Genomic DNA, 20,013 nt, shown 5'->3' with positions numbered 1-20,013 from the left:
TGAATCGCGGACGCAAATCGAGTTTGGCCGCATCGGCGGCCGCTATTAGGGGCTAGCATGAAATTATACCTACTTCGCGCTCTGGCGGCGATCGGAACATGTCTCGTTAGTAATGTAGCGATGGCTGCGGACATCTATTCGCCGATGACGCCGGAGGTTCAGCAGACGACCACGGAGAGTGGCTGGACCTTTTCTTTTGCGCCTTATTTCTGGGCAGCTGGTTTGTCGGGGGAGCTCGGGCAATTCGGCTTGCCTGCAGTGGAAGTCGACGCCAGTTTCAGCGACATCTTCGATCACCTCGATTTCGGCGCCATGGCGATGGGCGAGGCCCGTAATGGACCTTACAGCATCTTCGGCGATGTCATGTATACCAAGATTTCGGGGCAGGCCGGTACGCCAAGAGGCATCCTTGCCACAGACGCCGAGCTCAAATCCGAGACTTTCGCGGGGATGCTCGGTGCGGGGTATGCGGTTTTTGAGGACAGCGCCGCGCGGCTCGAAATCGTCGGCGGTCTGCGCGTCTGGTCCGTCGAAAGCGAGCTTTCCTTCAGCGGCGGCATTCTCGATGGGCGTTCCAAAAGCGATGGTGCAACGTGGGTGGACGGTTTAGCCGGTCTTCGCGGCACCTATTCGCTCACTCCCGAAATCTATCTGACAGGGTGGGGGTTCATTGGGGCAGGTGGTGCCGATCTCGACTGGGACGTCGCTGCGACGATAGGCTACCGGTTTAGCGACACGATTTCGGCAGTTGCCGGCTACCGCGCTTTGGGCGTCGACTACAGCGATGATGGGTTCGTGTTCGACACCGTTCAGCAGGGGCCCATCCTCGGCTTGGTCGTACGGTTTTAGGATGCTCATGTGCCGTTCGCGACGTACAGCGGACGTCTATAGACAACGAGCGGACCGATCGTGGTCCGCTGACTGTGCCGTTACGCGAGCTGCACCACTGCCGTCTTGAGGCAAAGCAGCACAGAAAACCTTCGAATCCAGGGGCCGAGGTCACACTATGAAGCCGCACTACAGAACTATTTGTTTGACTGTCTCTTTCATGGCTACCGTCGGGTCAGCTGTTGCTCAAGAGTCCGGCGCTGAGCTCGCCAAGAAGCTCAGCAATCCGATTGCTTCGCTCATCAGCGTGCCCTTTCAGTTCAACTATGATCGCGGTTACGGCCCGGAGAATGGCAATCGCGAAGTCCTCAACATCCAACCAGTCATCCCAATCTCGCTGAACGAAGACTGGAACATCATCTCGCGCACAATCTTGCCGGTGATCTCGCAAAATGACATAGCCGGGCAATCCGGCCACCAGTTCGGTCTCGGCGATATCACTCAGAGCCTTTTCGTTTCCCCCAAGCAACCTGGCCCAGGCGGGATCATCTGGGGCGCTGGGCCGGTCTTCCTGATCCCAACAGCGACCGATGAGCTACTTGGGAGTGGAAAATGGGGAGCTGGTCCTACGGCTGTCGCCTTGAAACAGGAAGGACCTTGGACATACGGGATACTGGCCAACCACATCTGGTCTTTCGCCGGCCAGAGTGACCGGGAGGATGTCAGTTCGACGTATCTGCAGCCTTTCGTTTCCTATACTACGCCCGATGCATGGACTTATTCGCTGAATACTGAAAGCACGTACGACTGGATCCAGGACGAGTGGTCGGTTCCGGTCAATTTTCAGGTGTCAAAGCTGGTGAAATTCGGTGAGCAGCCCGTGAGCTTCACAGCGGGTGCGCGGTACTGGGCACAGGCACCTGAAAATGGGCCGCAAGGATGGGGTTTCAGAGCGGCAGTAACGTTCTTGTTCCCAAAGTGACGATGAACGGCCGTTTTGGCTATGAACCTGTCCGGCGCCGGGAATACCAAAGCGATGTTCACTCAATGCAGTCGTCCATCTACAAGCTGGACGCGCCGGTCCATACGCGCAGCCATGTCTAGATCGTGCGTCACGGCGACCACCGTCTTGCCCTGCTTGCGCACCAGCGTCTCCAGGATGGTGAAGACTTGTTCGGAACTGTTGCTGTCGAGGCTGCCGGTCGGCTCGTCGGCGAGGATCAGTGGTGGATCGTTGGCGAGTGCCCTTGCCACCGCCACGCGCTGACGCTGGCCGCCCGAAAGCTGATCGGGACGCTTGTCGAGATGATCGGAAAGGCCCAGTGCCTCGAGCAGACCGCTTGCTCTTTGGCGCATCTCATCTCGGGCGAGGCGGCCAAGCTTGCGCATCGGGATCTCGACATTCTCGCGCGCAGTGAACTCCGGCAGCAGGAAGTGAAACTGGAAGACGAAGCCGATATTCTCAAGGCGCGTGGCGGCCCGCTCCTGTTCATCCATGAGATCGGTGTCCCGGCCGCGGATCATGAGCGTGCCGCTGGTCGGCCGATCGAGCAGGCCAAGCAGATAGAGAAGCGACGACTTGCCAGAGCCGGACGGGCCGGTGACCGCGACGAATTCCCGTTCGGCGATCGTCACTGACACCTCCTTGACCAGCGTGACCGGCACCGTTTCCTGGAGGATGCGCGTGAGATCCTTGGCCTCGATGAGTGAACTCATGTCGCCCCCCTGATGATGTCGACCGGATTTGCGCGGGCCGCGCGCCTTGCGGGCAGGTAGCCGGCTACGGCTGCCGAGCCGAGTGCGAAGGCGGCGGCGATGAGATAGTGAAGCATGCTCCAGGCGATCGGCAGCCGGGTCATTTCTTGCCCGGTTGCGGATATCTCGAAGCGCACCAGGGAAAGCGCATAAACCATCGCAAAGCCGAGCGCCCAGCCGAGCAGCGTGCCGGCCGTGGCGATGGCCACACCTTCGAGCACGAAGAGAATGCGCATGTCGGACTCGGTGAAACCCAACGACTTCATGATGGCGATGTCTCGCGCCTTCTCGTGCGTGATCGTAGAGATGATGTTGAAGATGCCGAAGCCTGCGACCAACATGATCGCGGCGACGACGGTGTACATGATGACATTGCGAACGACGAGCGCTTCCAGGATCGACTCGTTCGCCTCCTGCCAGGCAATCGCCTTGTAGCCAAGCTCCGCTTCGACGCGGCGCGCCACCGCGGGCGCGGCGTTCGGGTCGTCGAGTTTGATATTGATCTGGTTGATCGCATTCGGCCGCGCGGAGAGGATTTGTGCGTTCTTCTGCAGCACGTAGGCTTCTCCTTCGTCACGCGCGGTGGTGCCCGTATGGAACAGCCCGACGATTTTGAAGCGGCGGCTAAGCCCTTCCGACGAGACCGCGGTAATCGTATCGCCGAGGCCAGCGCCCAGCCGTGAGGCCATGGTATCGCCGATGACCACGTTGTTGCCGCCGGCGGCGAGGGTCGCGAAGCTTCCCGCCTTGAAATCCTCGATGATCGGTGAGACGCGGGGCTCGGCTTGCGGGTCGATACCGAGGACTGCGGCGCCGACCTCCTGGCCGGAATAGCGAATGACCCCTTGCGCATTCAGCGTCGCTGCAATGCGCCCCGGGATCCAGGCGTTGAGCCAGGCAAGGGCTGCGGTTGGGTTGATGATGCCGCGGCGGTCGTCTCGCGGCCTGAGCCCGAAAATGGCGGCGGCATCGAACTGGTCCTCTGCCGGTTGCCGCCGGGCCGTGCGCTGCTCGTCGGTCACCTGCACATGCGGCATGGTGTCGACGAGCTGACGGACGAAATCATCCTGGCCGCCCTGCATCAGGGCCGCCATGGCAATGGAAAAGCCGACGCCAACGGCAACTCCCAGCATCGCGACGACCGTCTGCCGTCCCCGGCCGGAAATGTGGGTCAGCGCGATGTCGATGATGAGGCGCATGGCGAACTCATTTCTCCGGCTCGGCCGCGGCCTTGACGCGAGCACCGTCGGCAAGGTCGGTCGGGAACGGCGAGACGATACGGGCGTCGTCTTCGAGACCCGACAGGATCTCGACGCCTTCGGCGCCACGTATGCCCGTCTTCAGGGCTTGTATCTTGATACGCCCGCCGTCGAGCACGGCGACCTTTGTCCCTTCCAGAGCTACGGTTGGAATGATCAAGGCGCCATGCGATACCCGCACGATGACGTTGACGTCCGTCGACATGCCGATGCGCAGCGGCGTGTCGTCGGGCAGGCGGAAGCGGACACGATAGGTCTTTGTCACCGGGTCGCCTTTTGGCGTGATGCTGTCGACAGTCGCCTCGAGCTTGCGATCGGGAAAAGCATCCGATCTCAATAGCGCCCGCTGCCCGACGTCGACGCGCGAAATGTCCTCTTCGTTGACGTCGGCCGTGATGATCAGCGGTTTCGGTTCCCCGACCCAAAAGAGCACCGTGCCGAGTCCGGCGACTTCGCCGATCTCGCCATCCTGCCGCAGCACCTGGCCGTCGCTCGGTGCTCGCAACACGTAGGTCGCAAGCCGCGCCTGCCGACCCGCCACCAAGGCTTCGAGCTGGCCCAGTTCGCTGCGCGCTTGGTCGACCTCCTGTTCGCTGATCGTGCGCTTTCCGGCCAGCGTGAGCTTACGCCGATATTCTTCCTGCGCCAGCGTCAGACGCGCCTGGAGTTCGCTGAGCGCTGCGCGCGCCTCCGTGTCGTCGAGGCGGGCGAGCACCTGTCCCTTGGCGACGCGTTCGCCTTCACAGTCGCATTGTTCGACGATCCGCTCGGCCACGGTCGGCGTGACCTTCGCCCAGGTGCGCGGCTCCACGACACCGTCCGCGTATACGATCTCTGCCGCATCGCCACGCTTGGGGGCAACAACGGATACGGGAACTGCACGAAACAAATACCAGGTGGCCACCGCGCCGATGCCGGCGATGGTGGCAGCTGCGATGGCATAACGAGCTAGCCGCAAGAAACGCTCCTTGAAACCTTCCAATCGATGCAGTAAAAATAGACCGACGGTCGGTTTGTTTCAAGGGTGAACACCACCTTGCCTATCGTGGGCATCGTGGAACACATTGCAAACCGTGCTAAGGCGCAGTTCTCGGAGCACTTATGGCTAGAATAAAGAAATCGCCCGAGGTCCGATCGAAGGAGCTGATCGATTGCGCCGAACGGCTGTTCTTTCAGCATGGATACGAGAATACGACGGTCAACGACGTCATCCGTGAGGCCGATGTCTCGAAGGGTGCTTTCTATCACTACTTCGTTTCGAAGGAGGCGCTCCTCGAGGCGGTTGCGACCCGACTGGCGAAGAGGAATCTCGAGGAACTGCAGCCCCTCGCCGAAGACCCTTCGCTTGATGCCGTTGGACAGTTGAATGCGCTTTTCGCCGGCTCGCGGCGACTAAAGCTTGAAATGGCGCCGCAGCTGAAGAATACCTTCAACGCTCTGTTCAAGCCGGAAAACGTCGTGCTGTATCACCGCATCGACGAGGCTCTCCAGGCAGCCAGCCTGCCAATTATCACGGAGATACTGCGGCGCGGTCATGCGCAGGGAGCGCTGGACGCACCTGATCCGGAAACTGCCGCGATGATGCTTCTGCAATTGCGATTGAGCGTCGCCAAGATGATGCACAAGGCGTTGCAACTTTCGGAGGCCGGTGATCTCGACGGGGCAGCGGCGATGCTGGACAGCTGGATGCGAACCTATGGCACCGCGATCGAGCGTTTTTTGAAGCTTCCGGAAGGGGCGATCGAGGTAACGGAACCCGGCTTTGCGCGCACCTTCCTGCAAGCCTGATCCGTTGGCCCGGCGGTATGCCGGCAAGATTGACGGCGGCCGAAAAGATTTCTTGAATTGTTTGTCGAATTCCGGATCAGCCGTTCGTCTATGCAGCGAAGGCGCGTGTAACTGGCCCGATCAAACGGTGACCAACCGGAAGGAACGACGATCATGAACTTGATTACCATGACGAATGTCTCCCTCGATGGAGTCATGCAAGGGCTCGGCTCGGCCGACGAGGACCGTCGCGGCGGCTTCGAGCGCGGCGGATGGATTGCGCCGCTCTTCGACGAAGAGGCGGGGGCCGCATTGGGCCAGATCTACGCGCGCGCCGACGCGTTTCTGTTCGGCCGGTGGACGTACGAGGTCTTTGCCGGCTCCTGGGGGGCGGTCAAAGAGATCCCGCGTGACAACCCCGTCGCACTCGCCTTGAACACGCGGCCCAAATACGTGGCATCGAATACGCTCAGGGTCCCGAAATGGACGAATACCACTGTCCTTTCGGGCGACGTCGCGACCGCGATCCGCGACCTGAAGGCCAAGCCGGGCGGCGAGTTGCAAGTGCATGGCGGCACCACGTTCATCCGCTGGCTGCTCGACAACGACCTGGTCGATGAGATCAACCTTTTCACCTACCCGCTGATCCTCGGCCAGGGTATGCGGCTCTTTCCCGAGACCGGCCCGGACAGGGCACTCGAACTGGTCGCATCGCGGTCCACCGCCGGCGGGGTGATCATCCAAGCCTACCGTCCCACCGGGCGTCCGCAGTATCGAACGGCCACGATGGACTCGACGGAAGCAAGGAAGTAGACATCTTCACCTTGCTGGGGTGCTGTCACGACGTCGTAGTCGAGGGTCGGCAGTTAGATGAGATCGACGCTCAGCGCCTCGATCATGTAGAACTCTTCGCCAAGGTCCGAGAGATCGCCGGTCCGGTTTCTCGCCGAGATGCCAATGCTGAACGCACCATGTTCAAGGATCGTTCCCAGTAGTGTCTGATCGGCAGTCTTGCCAGTCTTTCGATCTTCGAGCCGTCGCGGCGGTGGGCAGGCCGACGACATGACCAATCACGTCCCTGCGGCGATCTCCCTGCAGATCTCCTCGAGTTTCAGCTGGGCCATGACTAGACGCTCGTGCGCGATATCCTGTGTCTTGCAAACGGGCACGCGAGCCTCAACCATCGTGCCGATCAACTCCATTGGATGAGCGCCGAGCGCCTCGCACATGAGAATAAGCATCGGCACGGAGATATTGCTCCTGCCATTCTCATATTTCTGGACTTGGTGGAGCGTGACGCCAAGCGCGGCGGCAAGCCTATCCCGCGAGAACCGGTGATCAAGCCGCACGGCCCGTAGGCGTTCGCCAAGTTCTTCCGCAAGCGCAGCTGTTGTGTTGACGCGTGTTGGCATGACACTGCACCTCCAGCGACTAATGTCTGGATTGAGCGTGCTGTTGCGCACAATTCTCTGCAATTCGTCCGTTTGCGGTACAATCCTCAAACGATCGGCTGCTGTGTGCGACTTGCGGTGAGTTGCTCTAACTGGGCATTCGTCAATAGTGGTAGGGCGGAATGAGACCCGACGCTTCCAGTGCGTACAATCGGTGAGCGTAGTGCCTTTCCGGATCGGGTGAATCCGTCGGAGAGTAGCGCCTCAGAAACGTTTCGAAATACAGCTAGTAATTGAGGCAATCGGGTATCAGATCAGGCAAGGCTTTGTGATATCACCATCAGTGGCGTGGAGCGGGCAGCTCGTCCCGATCAAGTTTCTGTGTCGCAATCAGCACTTCGAGGCGATTGCGGACATTTAACTTTTGCATGAGCGCAGTCATATGATTCTTAACGGTTTTTTCGCCAATCTTCAATTCCACGGCGATCTGGCGGTTGGTGCATCCCCGCGTCAGCATTGCGATGATTTGGCCTTCCCTGAGGCTGAACTTGACGGGTGGCCCGGCTGCGGCACGGAGCGAAGCCATTCTGTGGTGTTCAATCAACTTGCAGGCGAGATCCCGGCTTATGAAAATCTCACCTCGCTGAACGGCCTTAACCGCATCGATGAGCTCCTGTGGACTGGTCCCCTTGACGACGTAGCCGCTGGCGCCGGCCTTGAGCGCATTGATTGCGATGTCAGATTTCGACATGGCGCTGAACGCCAGGAACCTCGTCCTGCAACCGCGTTTCATCAGGTCCAGGATAGTATTGAAGATGTTGCCAGGCATCATAATGTCGACGATGAAAACTTCCGGCGCTGTTTGTAGCCCGATCTCAAGTACTTCTTCGGCGGAAGACCCAGTCGCGACGACTACAAACTCCTCTTTGGATCTAAATAGATCTACAAGACCCGCGAGCATCAATGGATGATCATCGGCCAGAGCCAGTGCAATTGATCTCATATTTGATCTCCCACCCTCTGGCGGGAGATATACGCCTGCGCCCATTTCCTGTCCATGAGCTTATGTAGGTAAGTCTAAATCTGTAGTGCCTCAACGGTCTGGAACCGCCTGTCGGGCAAAGCCATCGCCTGAACCGTTTGACCTCCAGAGCAGCGGTGATGCTGCGCCCTGTGATTAAGACCTTGGTCCCGGGGTTAGGCGACCAACGTCATGCGCGCTTTAGGCACCAAAGTCTGAAAAATGACTGGACTTAGGCAACTGGCCAAGAGGCATCGGACCAGTTGATTATTAGCAAATTAGATAAAGCGAATGTTTCTGTCGGCGATGTGCGGGCAACAACCCGCGCAGCAGGACGATCGACGTCATCAATAATATTTCACCGGTCACGCCAAGCCGCATTTGCCGGCTTCAAGGGGAGAGTAGAAATGGTTGCCTATATTCGTTCTGACCTCGATTTCATCTTGAAGCAGATCAAAATCGCAGAGGATCACGCGCTCTTCGAGCAGTCGGGTGGTACTCAGGGCAAGTCGCTGTTCGGCCCGAACGGTTCGGTTCCAAGCTACAATGTTTCTTGGGGCCTGCGAACGGTTGACGGCACCTATAACAACCCGCTTCACCCGGAATGGGGTGCGGCCGACAATGAATTCCCAGAGCCTTTGGGCACCGATTTCCGCACGATCATGGTCGACCCCGACGGTCCCGGTCCGGCACCGATGGTCCCCGTCACCTACCAGCCAGGCATCGACAATGACGGCCCCGGAACAGCCGGCCCCGGTGACGTGTTCGACCCCTATGTGCGTACCATTTCCAACCTGCTCGTCGACCAGACCCTTGGCAATCCGTCGGCCATTTTGACCGGCCTGCAAAGGGCTGGCATCGTTCCCCCGGACCAGCAGATGGCCGTCACAGCAGCGATTTCGGCGGCCTATGCACCGCTGATCCCGCAGTTCAGAGCTGTCGCGACCGAAGAGCGCGAATATGCGGAAGCGGCGGCGGCGGCATCGGCCAGTCCCGGCAACGCAGCCTTGCAACAGGCGGCAGCCGATGCGCTTGCGGAACTGGACGCGGCACGCGCAGCACTTGATGCTGTCGACGATGCTCTGATGACACTTCTCACAGACAACGGCATCGAACTTGAAGGCGCGAACGTCAAAATCACCAACCTGGCGCCGGACGAAGGCTTGTCTGCCTCATTCAATTCCTGGTTCACGCTCTTTGGCCAGTTCTTCGATCACGGGCTCGATCTTGTCGCCAAGGGCGGCAACGGCACCGTGTTCATACCGCTGATGCCCGACGACCCGCTTTATGTGCCAGGTGGCACGACCAACTTCATGGTGCTGACCCGCGCGACTTTGGCCGGGCCGGGCGCCGATGGTGTGATGGGGACCGCAGACGATACGGACCGTCCGGTCAACAACACGACCTCATTCGTCGACCAGAACCAGACCTATACCTCGCATCCCTCCCATCAGGTATTCCTGCGCCAATATGTGCTCAATGCGGACGGCGTTCCGGTTGCAACCGGACGGCTGATTGAAGGCGTCAATGGCGGGATGGCCACCTGGGCCGACGTCAAGGCCCAGGCAAGAACGATCCTCGGCATCGAATTGACCGACTTTCATGTCGGCAACCTGCCGCTGCTGGCGACCGACGCCTATGGCAACTTCATCCCCAACCCGACAACGGGCTTCCCGCAGGTTGTCATGGCCGGGCCACCGCAGTCACTGCAATCGGGCACGCCAACCGCTCCACTCAGCCTGTTTAATCTCGTCGCAGACGGTCCCGACGCCGATACGCTTCCCGATGTACAGCATCTGGCCGTGCGGACCGGTCACGCTTTCCTGGCCGACATCGCCCACAATGCGGTCCCCACGGGTCTTGCCGACGGCGATCTAGAAATCGGGCTCGGCAATCCGGACCAAACGCCGACCGATGGTCAGTATGACAACGAGTTGCTTGACGCCCACTTTATCGCCGGTGACGGCCGTGCAAACGAGAATATCGGCCTGACGGCCGTCCACCACGTCTTCCACTCCGAACACAATCGCCTGGTGCAGCACACCAAGGACGTGGTGTTGGCCGACGCCGCTGCCATGCTCACAAACGGTGCTTCGCAAGCGGAGGCCGTTGCATTTCTGAACGAATGGCTGGCTGTCGACGTCACGGAAGTACCGGCAAGCGCAACCGGGCTCATCTGGGACGGCGAACGCCTATTCCAGGCTGCCAAGTTCGGCACCGAAATGCAGTATCAGCATCTTGTTTTTGAAGAATTTGCACGCAAGATCCAGCCCAATATCAACGTGTTCCTGGTGCCGGACGGTTTCGACGTCACCATCGACCCGTCGATCGTGGCGGAGTTCGCTCACGTGGTCTATCGCTTCGGTCACTCGATGCTGACTGAGTCCATCGACCGCTTCGACGAAAGCTTCAATGCCGACCATATCGGCTTGATCGAGGGCTTTCTCAATCCGATCCAGTTCAAGAACAACGGTACGGCCGGCGTGGTTGATGCCGATGTCGCCGCCGGCGCCATTATCCGTGGCATGACCCGGCAGGTGGGCAACGAGATCGACGAGTTCGTCACCAGCGCACTTCGCAACAATCTCTTGGGGCTGCCGCTCGATCTGGCGACCATCAACCTGGCTCGCGGTCGTGACACGGGTGTGCCGACCTTGAATGAAGCGCGCGCTCAGTTCTATGCGGCGACCAACCAGGATGCCCTGCTCAAGCCCTATGAGAGCTGGGTCGACTTCGCTAGCCATCTCAAACACGAAGCCTCGATCATCAACTTCATCGCCGCCTACGGCACGCATCCGCTGATCACCGGCCAGACGACGATCGAAGGCAAGCGCGACGCCGCGATGACCCTGATCTTCAACCAGTCCTTCGGCGGACTGGCGGTACAGGCGAACGCCGAGGACTTTCTCAATGCCACCGGCGCCTTTGCCGGGGGATCGCTTGGTGGTCTCAACGATGTCGATCTATGGATCGGCGGCCTTGCCGAACAGATCATGCCCTTCGGCGGCATGCTCGGCTCGACCTTCAACTTCGTCTTCGAAACCCAGATGGAAAAACTGCAGAGCGGCGACCGCTTCTATTACCTGCAGCGTCTCGACGGCCTGCACCTCTTTGGCGAGATGGAGAACAACTCCTTCGCAGCCATGATCATGCGCAATACCGACGCGACGCATCTTCCTTCCGACGTTTTCTCGACACCCGGCCTCATTCTCGAGATCGATCGGACCAAGCAGTATAATCCCGGTCTCGGCGAGACGGCCGGTGCAGACGGCATCATGGATGACAATCCCGGGACCGGCGTCGACGAAAGTGCCGACAATCTGGGCAATGACCCTCTCGGCGGTGGTATTCTCACACCACTCGTCCAACGCAACAACCCGGCGACACCGGGCGCGGATACCAACTATCTCAAATATACCGGCGGCGACCACGTGGTCCTTGGCGGCACCGAGCAGAACGATATCCTGATCGCCGGGATCGGTGACGACACACTTTATGGCGACGGCGGCAACGACCGGCTGGAAGGTGGGTTCGGCAACGATATCATCAATGCCGGCGCAGGCGACGATATCATCGTCGACTCCGGCGGTGACGACAACATCAAGGCGGGTGCCGGCAATGACGTCGTCCATGCAGGACCCGGCCTCGACCTGGTCATGGGCAATGACGGCCAGGACTTCATCTTCCTCGGCACCGACATGGGATCGGAGGTCTTCGCCGGAACCGGCAACGACTTCATCTACGGCAACAAGAACGCCGAACGCATCCTCGGCAACGAGGGCAACGACTGGATCGAAACCGGTACATTTGACGGTGCGCCTGGCGATAACTTCGATGAAGTCTTTGCCCATGACGGCGTTGACGGACATGACGTGTTCCTCGGCGATGGCGGCTTTGACGAGTTCATCGGCGAAGGTGGCGACGACATCATGGTCGGCAGCGCCGGCCGCGGAAAAATGGTGGGCATGTCCGGCTTCGACTGGGCGACCTACAAGGACAACGCCCGTGGGGTAAATGCCGACCTGTCGATCCCGATCGTGTTCGACGAAGCTCCGGTGCTGCCGGAGAACGCTGCACTCGACGAATACGAATCCATGGAAGGTCTCTCCGGGACGAGGTTCAACGACGTGTTGGCCGGAACCGAAGACGTGGCGGCCGATAGGGCGCCTCTGACCCAAGGCGGGACCACAGGGTATCTCGGCAGCGTGCTCGACGCTGAAGGCATTGCGCTTGTCAATGGCCTGCAGGCGCTGCTTGGCGCCGGCGTCACCTCCTTCGACGGCGGAGACATCATCCTCGGCGGCGACGGCAGCGACCGTATCATCGGCAACGCCGGTGACGACATCATCGACGGCGACAAGTGGCTGGACGTGCAGATCGGCGTCTATGCCGCCAACGATCCTGAGCATACAGGCACGCCTGTACTGCACAACAGCATGACGACGCTCGCCGCCGCCATGTTCAACGGCACCATCAATCCGGGTCAGCTGGCAATCGTGCGGACAATCCGCGACAGCAACGACCAGGTGGATAGCGACGGGATTGCCGACATCGACACGGCCGTGTTCTCGGGTGCCCGTGCCGAATATGACATTACGTTCAACACAAACGGCACGGTTACAGTCGCCCATGTTGGCGGGTTGGCGACCGACGGCACCGACACGATCCGAAACGTCGAGCTTCTGGATTTCACCGACCAGGATATCTCGCTGCAGGCGCCGACGCTGGATCTGCACGGCCCCTCGACCACCACGACGACAGCGACGGTCGCGCAGGCCTATCGCGATACGTTCACCGCAGCCGCCTACACGAATAACAACGGCGCTTCGAACTGGGGAGGCCCATGGGTTGAAGGCAACGATACCGGCGGCGCCACAGGGGGTGATATCAGTGTCAGTCTCGCCGCTGGCAGACTGCAATTCATCGAAGGCATCGATGGCAATGAGACCCTTGCGCGTGCTGTCAATCTGACAGGCATTACCAGGGCGACCCTAAGCTTCAACTACGTCGCAGACGAACTGGATGGCGGCGAGAATGTCGTGGTCGAAGTTCGTAACACAACCAACGGCGCATGGACGGAGCTTGGCACCGTCGGCGGCAATCAAACGAACGTCTTTACGGCCCCAATCCCCCAAGGCTTGATCGGCACGAATACTCAAATCCGCTTCAGAGCCGCAGGGACTTTCGACGGCGGTGAAAACCTCTACATCGACAACGTCAACATCCAGACCGAGGTCGATACGATCACGCCCGTGGCTGGCGCGCCTGGCAACAACTACCAGACGAGCTATACCGAAAATGCCCCTGCCGTTGCCATTGCGCTTGGCCCTGTCATTACCGACGATGGCACGACCCTGGCTTCTGCCCGGGTGGTTCTGACCAATGCCAGCGCCGGTGATGCCTTGACGGTGCAGGGCGGCCTGCCGGGAGGAATTTCCGCGGCGGTGGACACTTCGGTTGCGGGGCAGATTACCCTGACCCTCACCGGCCCCTCGTCGATTGCCAACTTCCGCACTGCAATCCAGCAGGTGCGTTACGCCAACACCTCGGAGAACCCGAGCACGGCCGCCCGTAGCATCCAGGTCACCGTCAATGACGGGCTTTTGACCAGCGCGGTCGCCACCACGACCGTCACCGTGAATGCCATCAACGATGCACCGTCCGTCAATACCGACACGGTCATCACCAACGTCGCGCAAGGGGTGAACTTCACGATCTCGCATGCAGCCCTTCTTGCCAACGATACCGACCCGGAAGGCAGCGCCCTTACGATCACCGCCGTCAGCAGCCCGGATGGCGTCACTACTCCGGTGATCGGGGCGGGCATCCTCACCCTGAATGACACAGGCGGAGCAGGCGGCTCGTTCGTCTACACCGCTACCGATGGCGGCCTGACGGATACGGCCCAGGTCAACATCAACCGCGTGACCGGAAACATCACCGGCGGCGGTGCTGCCGAAATCATCATCGGCAATACCGCGGGAACGACGATCACCGGCGGCGGCGGCAATGACAACATAGATGCCGGCGACGGTGGAGACACGATCAACGGCGGCACCGGCAATGACATGATCGACGCCGGTACCGGCAACGACACCATCAACATGAGTTCCACCGAAGGGTTTGATCGTGTTGATGGCGACGCCGGCACCGACACCTTCCAGCTCACTGGCAATGGTGAGGCAGAAACGTTCCGTATCTATGCAAAGGCAGCTGCCATTGCCGCAGGGGTTCCTGTCACCGGTGCGGATGCCGAGATCATCATCACCCGTACAGTCGGGCTGAACACCACTGTTATCGCCGAACTGGACAACATCGAAGAAATCACGGTCAACGCTTTCAATACGACCGCGAACAACGGCAACAACCCGAACCAGCCTGACGGCGGCGGCCCCATCGTTGGTGACACGATCCAGGTGTTCGGCGATTTCAATGCGCCGTTCACAAGCCTCAACTTCAGCACGATCACCATCGACGGCAATACCGGCGACGACACGGTCGACATAACCGGGCTCAGCTCCGAGCATCGGATCGTCTTCCGGTCTAATGGCGGTAACGACACGCTTGTCGGCCAACTGCGTCCGCAGGACGTGATCGAGCTCGGGGGCACGCTGACGGACTTCGTGACCACCGAGGCCAACGGCAACGTCACGGTCAGCAACGGCACGAACTCCGTCACGTTCAAGAAATACGACGGCGGCGGACCGCAGATCACCGGGACGGACGACGATACCGCTGAAACGCCGAACACTCCTGCTCCGTCCGCAGGATCGCCGATCGCCGGCACAGCCAGTGCAGACGTCCTGCTTGGTACGGCAAATGCCGAAACGATCGTTGCCCTTGGTGGCAATGACACCGTCATCGGTGGTGAGGGTGCAGACGTCATCAGAGGTGATGAGGGCAACGACTTCATCACGTCCGGTGGCGGCAACGACCTGGTCTTCGGCGGCGACGGCAACGACGACATTCTCGGCGGTGAGGGCAACGACATGCTCTACGGCGATGCCGGATCGGACCGTATCTTTGCCGATGCCGGCAATGACATGATCCAGACCGGTGCCGGCAGCGACTTCGTATCCGGGGGATCCGGCGACGATATCATTGTCGCCGCCAAGGATGATGGTGACGACATCTACTACGGCGATGCCGGCAACGACACTTTGGACATGTCGGCCATAACCGCCAGTCTGACCGTCGATATCGGCTCCGGGTTCATGAACCAGGGGAGCGTGTCCAGCAGTCAGACCGGGCAGGATACCCTGTGGGGGATCGAAAATGTCGTGACCGGCTCGGGCAATGACACGATTGTCGCCAATGCCTTCGTCAACGTCATCGAAGGCGGAGCCGGCAACGATACCTTCCGGTTCCAGTCCGAAGCCAATGCCGATGGCGATACGATCACCAGCTTCCAGGCCGGTGACAAGATCGACCTCAGCGGTACCGATGCCAACAACGGGGTCGCGGGAAATCAATCCTTCACCCTGGTCTCGGGATCGAGCCTAAGTGGCCCGGCACAACTCGCCGTGACCCATGAAACCAGGGCCGATGGCGATTACACCGTCGTCTCGGGTAGCGTCGACAATGACGGAGCCGCAGAGTTCCGCCTGAACATCAAGGGGAACCACAACCTCACCGGTTCTGACTTCAACTTGTAACCAGCGTTTTCCGGCGCGCCGACCAAGGGCGCGCCGGCTTACTCCATCAAACGCGGATTGGTGAGTATCATGCGCACGAAGACCCCACTGACTGGCACGAAACGTAAGAACGCTGAGAAGCTTACGCAGAGATTTAAAGGAATATTCCTCTTCCTTTTCATCACCTCCGGAATAATCAACATTCTGGCGCTGACCGGCTCCTTCTACATGCTGCAGATCTACGACCGGGCTTTGACCAGCGGCAGCATCCCGACCCTGCTCGGGCTCTCGATCCTGGCGATCGGGCTCTATTTGTTCCAGGGGCTCTTCGACATCATCCGCTCACAGATACTGGTGCGCGTCGGCGCAAGGCTGGATGCAAAGATCGCCCCGCTGGCGCATGAAGTTGCGATCGACATGCCCCGTTTCGGCTTCTCCACGGCAGAGGCCCTCGAGCGCGGCCGCGACGTCGATACGGTCAGGGGATTTCTCGGCAGCCAGGGGCCGATCGCCTTTTTCGACCTTCCCTGGATGCCGCTCTACCTGATCTTCGTCTACATGCTGCATCCCTATCTCGGCGCCCTGACATTTGGCGGCGCTTTTGTCCTCACGATTCTCGCGATCCTGACCGAGGTGATGACGCGCAGATGGGCCGCCGCCACCCACAAGGCCGGTATTGAGCGAAATGCCATTGCCGATTCAAACACCCGCAATGCCGAGGTGTTGAAGGCCATGGGCTTTGCGCCGCGTGCGGTCAGCCGGTTCAATGTTGCCAACAAGGAGCATCTGGCGCTTCAAACCCGGACAAACGACATCAGCGGCACCTTTGGGGCGATCTCCCGGGTGCTTCGGATGGTGTTGCAGTCTGCGGTTCTGGGCCTGGGGGCGTGGCTGACGATCCAGGGGGAAATGTCTGCCGGCGCCATCATCGCTGCATCCGTTGCCTCGGCGCGCGCCCTTGCCCCGGTCGATCTTGCCGTCGGCAACTGGAAGAGTTTCGTCACGGCACGAACCGCCTTCGGTCGCCTCAAGGAAACGGTGGTCGCATTGACGAGTACCGTTGCACCGATGGACCTTCCTGCGCCCGCCAAGACCTTGAAGGTCGAAAAGCTCACGGTCGCAGCGCCCGGTTCCGGCCGTGTTCTTCTGAGCGACGTCAGTTTCGACATCGAAGCCGGCCAGGTGTTGGGCATTATCGGTCCAAGCGGCGGCGGCAAGACAACGCTGGCGCGCGCGCTGACCGGGATCTGGCCGCCCCTTCGCGGTGGCGTTCGGTTGGATGATGCGGAACTGACGCAATGGTCAGACAGCTGTCTCGGGCAGCACATCGGTTATCTCCCGCAGGACGTGGCGCTCCTGGACGCCACGGTTGAGGAGAACATTTCCCGGCTTGACCCTGACGTCGACCCAAGGGCAATCGTGGACGCGGCACAAACCACGGGTATTCACGAGATGATCGTGCGGTTGCCGGATGGTTATCGCACGGCACTCGGGCCCCAGGGCGCATCCCTGTCCGCGGGTCAGAGGCAGCGGATCGCGCTTGCACGGGCGTTGTACCGCAATCCGTTCATCGTCGTCATGGACGAGCCCAACTCCAATCTCGACGGAGAGGGCGAGTCCGCACTGACGCAGGCCATACAAGCCGTTCGCGCCCGCAATGGCATTGCCATTGTCATTGCCCATCGTCCGAGCGCGCTTACCGCCTGCGACCTGATCGCCGTGGTTCAAGGCGGCAAGCTGGTCGCGTTTGGGCCCAAGAACGAAATCCTGAAACCAGCCGCGATCGGGGACGCCGTTGGCCGACCCGCACTGCCCGCGCGCATGACGTCAAAGGTGTCGGAATGATCGAGGCGAAGGGAACAAAAACGGTCAAAGAGGAAGACCCGCACCAGCGCTACAGCCTGAAGAACGAGGAAGCGCCGTCAAGAGCGCCGGCTGTTATCGCGATGTTGTTGACGGGCTTTGCGCTTTATCTGAAGAGCGCCTTCAGCACGGCGTCGGAGCCGGCGGAGGAGCCTCCGCAAGCCAGGGAGCCGCAGGAGGATATCGCGCCCTTGCAGTTGGTGGCGGAGAACAAGCCGGAAGAAGTCAAGGAAGAGGAAGCGCCGGCCAAAAAGAAGGCTGGCGGCGCCATGCGAAACTACAATAGCCAGAACGAAGAAATGGATGCCGTCGACATTCGTTCGCCCTCATTCCGGCCGGATGATTTCTCGACCTCGATGTCTGAACGGTGGGAGCTGGAAAGCCCGTCGCCTGTCTTGAGGGCGTCGAACGACAATGTCGCGCCAGGCCCCTCTACTGCCGGCCCTCCCGTCAAAACTTTCCCGACGAAGGACGAGGAAGACGACAAGTCGGGTGGTGGTGATGACGATGACGATGATGACGACAACGAAGATAATGACCCCGTTAACCGCGCACCACGCGTGAACGGCTCAGTCACACTGAAAGATGTTTCCGGTTGTGCTGCGGTCGTCATCGGCCTTTCGGATCTATTGCGCGGTGCATCCGATCCGGACGGCAATGTGCTTTCCGTCAGGGATATCACGGTGACATCCGGCACCATTACGAGGACCGCAGAAGGTTGGCTTTACGATTGGACAGAGCTTGGTCCGGTAACGATTACCTACCAGATCACAGATGGCCAGCTTTCGATTACCCAGACTGCGTCTTTTTCCGTGGTCAACGCCCCGCCGATCGTCGGGACTGTGGGTGACGATCTGTTGCTCGGCACCAATTGCGGCGATGCCATCGACGGCAGGGCGGGTGATGACAGCATTGATGCCCGAGGTGGTGCCGACACGGTGAATGGTGGCGAAGGCAACGACAACATCGTCGCGGGCGGGGGCAACGACATCATTTTCGCAGGGATCGGAAACGATGTCGTCTTCGGCGGCACCGGCGACGATCAGATCCACGGCGGCAGCGGCAACGACCGTCTGTTTGGCGAGGAGGGGCGCGATATTCTGTCTGGGGATGAGGGAGACGACGCCCTGCATGGAGGCGCTGACGACGACCTGGCCTTCGGCGGCGACGGAAACGATTTGGTTGCCGGTGATGAAGGCAACGACGCCATCGACGGCGGCAGCGGTGACGATCGCCTGTCCGGCGGTAGCGGAAACGATACCCTGCTCGGGCAAGCGGGCAAGGACCATCTCTTCGGGGACGAAGGCGCGGACGTTCTGGTCGGGGGCGGCGACGAGGATATCGTCATGGGAGGTGCTGGTAACGACACGATTGCGGGCGAGGGGGATCTCGTATCGGACCAATATGACGGCGGCGACGGCTCCGACACACTCGACTATTCCAGCGTGTCACAATCGATCACCATCGACCTCAGCGAAGGCAAAGCCTCAGGTGAAGAGATTGGAGACGATACCATCTCGAATTTTGAGGTGGTCATGACCGGTCAGGGGGATGACAGCGTGACCCCCAGCCTTGAGGCCGAGACAATCGCCACCGGAGCCGGCGACGATACGGTTAAAGATGCAGGAGGGGATCTTCTCCCCGATCTTTACGATGGCGGAGATGGCACCGACACGCTCGATTATTCCAGCTTGTCACGGTCGATCGAGATCGACCTCAGCGAAGGCCAAGCCTCGGGCGCAGACGTCGGCGAGGACACCGTCGCGAATTTCGAGGTGGTCCTGACCGGTCAAGGCGATGACAGCGTCATCGGCAGCGATCACGCCGAGACGATCGTCACCGGAGCCGGCGACGACACGATTGAGGATGGGGCTGGTGCAGATATCGTTTCGGCTGGGGCGGGCAACGATACCGTCGTGGCTGCGGCCGACAATGCCGACGACAATTATAACGGCCAATCGGGTCTGGACACTCTCGATTATTCTGCAGCAGCGCATGGGGTTGTCATCGACCTTGCGACCGGCGTTGCGACCGGTGTCGATATCGGCACCGACATTGTCACAAGCTTTGAACAGATCGTGGGCAGCGCCCAGGCGGATGTCTTCCACGTCGGTCAAACGGCCCTAACCCTTGAGGGAGGCAGCGGCGATGACGTCTTCCGTTTCAATATGCCGGCCGGCTCATCGACCAGCGATGCCATCCATCACATCCTCGATTTCATGGTGGGGGACCGCATCGAGATGTCGAGGTATCAGATCTTCGAGGAGATCGTCGATAATCTCGAGGATCATTTCGAGGCCATCTATGGGGAGGATGTAGATGAAGATGCTCTCCCGATCAGGATGCGGCATGAGGGGACAGAGGAACACGGCATTACGCGGATCGAATTCGATACCGACAATGACCAGGAATATGAGGTGGCTGTCACTTTGAGCGGTCATCACATGTTGGTGGTCGTCGAGACCGCTCAAATATAATCTGGGGAGGGAAACAAA

General features: G+C 60.1%; 13 protein-coding genes. 7 read left to right on the top strand and 6 right to left on the bottom strand.

The window, feature by feature from the left end; all coding sequences use genetic code 11:
- Window positions 1-57: 57 nt before the first annotated feature.
- Window positions 58-849 (top strand): hypothetical protein, encoded by a 792-nt coding sequence (locus BKP54_RS01850; protein ID WP_084814101.1) that lies wholly within the window; start codon window positions 58-60, stop codon window positions 847-849.
- A gap of 199 nt (window positions 850-1,048) precedes the next feature.
- Complete coding sequence (locus tag BKP54_RS01845; RefSeq protein ID WP_128090368.1) at window positions 1,049-1,810, top strand: transporter; 762 nt, start codon at window positions 1,049-1,051, stop codon at window positions 1,808-1,810.
- Window positions 1,811-1,872: 62 nt separating this feature from the next.
- Here the strand turns inward: BKP54_RS01845 and BKP54_RS01840 are convergent, their stop codons facing one another.
- The 3 genes from BKP54_RS01840 to BKP54_RS01830 are packed head-to-tail and all read right to left on the bottom strand — an operon-like array spanning window position 1,873 to window position 4,800.
- The gene (locus BKP54_RS01840) at window positions 1,873-2,544 is read right to left on the bottom strand and encodes an ABC transporter ATP-binding protein (RefSeq protein ID WP_025430463.1); all 672 of its coding nucleotides are present in this window, start codon (window positions 2,542-2,544) and stop codon (window positions 1,873-1,875) included.
- Entirely contained in the window at window positions 2,541-3,782 is a 1,242-nt protein-coding gene (locus tag BKP54_RS01835; RefSeq protein ID WP_084814099.1) for an ABC transporter permease, read from the bottom strand. The genes BKP54_RS01840 and BKP54_RS01835 overlap by 4 nt, the downstream gene beginning before the upstream one ends.
- Before the next feature lie 7 nt (window positions 3,783-3,789).
- A complete protein-coding gene (locus tag BKP54_RS01830) occupies window positions 3,790-4,800 on the bottom strand; it encodes an efflux RND transporter periplasmic adaptor subunit (RefSeq protein ID WP_084814260.1) in 1,011 nt (336 codons plus the stop codon).
- Between the two features lie 143 nt (window positions 4,801-4,943).
- Between BKP54_RS01830 and BKP54_RS01825 the strand changes: the two genes are divergently transcribed.
- On the top strand, window positions 4,944-5,630 hold the full coding sequence (locus tag BKP54_RS01825) for a TetR/AcrR family transcriptional regulator (protein ID WP_057216709.1): 687 nt from the start codon (window positions 4,944-4,946) through the stop codon (window positions 5,628-5,630).
- 153 nt (window positions 5,631-5,783) lie between these two features.
- Window positions 5,784-6,422 carry a dihydrofolate reductase family protein gene (locus BKP54_RS01820; RefSeq protein WP_057216712.1) on the top strand — a complete coding sequence of 213 codons (639 nt, stop codon included), beginning with the start codon at window positions 5,784-5,786 and terminating at the stop codon, window positions 6,420-6,422.
- A 53-nt stretch (window positions 6,423-6,475) separates the two neighbouring features.
- Here BKP54_RS01820 and BKP54_RS01815 read toward each other — a convergent pair whose 3' ends face one another.
- From BKP54_RS01815 to BKP54_RS01805, 3 genes are all read right to left on the bottom strand, one after another.
- Window positions 6,476-6,673, bottom strand: coding sequence for a hypothetical protein (locus tag BKP54_RS01815; protein WP_128090351.1), 198 nt, complete (start codon window positions 6,671-6,673; stop codon window positions 6,476-6,478).
- Between the two features lie 6 nt (window positions 6,674-6,679).
- Window positions 6,680-7,021 carry a helix-turn-helix transcriptional regulator gene (locus BKP54_RS01810; protein ID WP_084814097.1) on the bottom strand — a complete coding sequence of 114 codons (342 nt, stop codon included), beginning with the start codon at window positions 7,019-7,021 and terminating at the stop codon, window positions 6,680-6,682.
- Window positions 7,022-7,340: 319 nt separating this feature from the next.
- A complete protein-coding gene (locus BKP54_RS01805) occupies window positions 7,341-8,003 on the bottom strand; it encodes a response regulator transcription factor (RefSeq protein WP_025430457.1) in 663 nt (220 codons plus the stop codon).
- Window positions 8,004-8,428: 425 nt separating this feature from the next.
- Here BKP54_RS01805 and BKP54_RS01800 point away from each other — a divergent pair, with 425 nt between their 5' ends.
- From BKP54_RS01800 to BKP54_RS01790, 3 genes are all read left to right on the top strand, one after another.
- Window positions 8,429-15,676 (top strand): peroxidase family protein, encoded by a 7,248-nt coding sequence (locus BKP54_RS01800; protein WP_084814096.1) that lies wholly within the window; start codon window positions 8,429-8,431, stop codon window positions 15,674-15,676.
- A 69-nt stretch (window positions 15,677-15,745) separates the two neighbouring features.
- Window positions 15,746-17,500: a type I secretion system permease/ATPase gene (locus BKP54_RS01795; protein ID WP_084814095.1), complete on the top strand. Its 1,755-nt coding sequence runs from the start codon at window positions 15,746-15,748 to the stop codon at window positions 17,498-17,500.
- 317 nt (window positions 17,501-17,817) lie between these two features.
- Window positions 17,818-19,995, top strand: a complete 2,178-nt coding sequence (locus BKP54_RS01790) for a cadherin-like domain-containing protein (protein ID WP_158071665.1) — start codon at window positions 17,818-17,820, stop codon at window positions 19,993-19,995.
- Window positions 19,996-20,013 lie beyond the last annotated feature (18 nt).

This window comes from Ensifer sp. 1H6 (assembly GCF_001976035.1).
GTDB lineage: Bacteria > Pseudomonadota > Alphaproteobacteria > Rhizobiales > Rhizobiaceae > Ensifer > Ensifer canadensis.
Note: the sequence above shows the minus strand (reverse complement) of the source record. Positions and strands in the feature narration are given on the sequence as shown.

Coding starts and splice junctions, on each gene's coding strand:
- BKP54_RS01805 (WP_025430457.1), bottom strand. CDS start 8,003: ATGAGATCAATTGCACTGGCTCTGGCCGATGATCATCCATTGATGCTC.
- BKP54_RS01800 (WP_084814096.1), top strand. CDS start 8,429: ATGGTTGCCTATATTCGTTCTGACCTCGATTTCATCTTGAAGCAGATC.
- BKP54_RS01825 (WP_057216709.1), top strand. CDS start 4,944: ATGGCTAGAATAAAGAAATCGCCCGAGGTCCGATCGAAGGAGCTGATC.
- BKP54_RS01790 (WP_158071665.1), top strand. CDS start 17,818: ATGGATGCCGTCGACATTCGTTCGCCCTCATTCCGGCCGGATGATTTC.
- BKP54_RS01845 (WP_128090368.1), top strand. CDS start 1,049: ATGGCTACCGTCGGGTCAGCTGTTGCTCAAGAGTCCGGCGCTGAGCTC.
- BKP54_RS01850 (WP_084814101.1), top strand. CDS start 58: ATGAAATTATACCTACTTCGCGCTCTGGCGGCGATCGGAACATGTCTC.
- BKP54_RS01840 (WP_025430463.1), bottom strand. CDS start 2,544: ATGAGTTCACTCATCGAGGCCAAGGATCTCACGCGCATCCTCCAGGAA.
- BKP54_RS01815 (WP_128090351.1), bottom strand. CDS start 6,673: ATGTCGTCGGCCTGCCCACCGCCGCGACGGCTCGAAGATCGAAAGACT.
- BKP54_RS01795 (WP_084814095.1), top strand. CDS start 15,746: ATGCGCACGAAGACCCCACTGACTGGCACGAAACGTAAGAACGCTGAG.
- BKP54_RS01835 (WP_084814099.1), bottom strand. CDS start 3,782: ATGCGCCTCATCATCGACATCGCGCTGACCCACATTTCCGGCCGGGGA.
- BKP54_RS01810 (WP_084814097.1), bottom strand. CDS start 7,021: ATGCCAACACGCGTCAACACAACAGCTGCGCTTGCGGAAGAACTTGGC.
- BKP54_RS01820 (WP_057216712.1), top strand. CDS start 5,784: ATGAACTTGATTACCATGACGAATGTCTCCCTCGATGGAGTCATGCAA.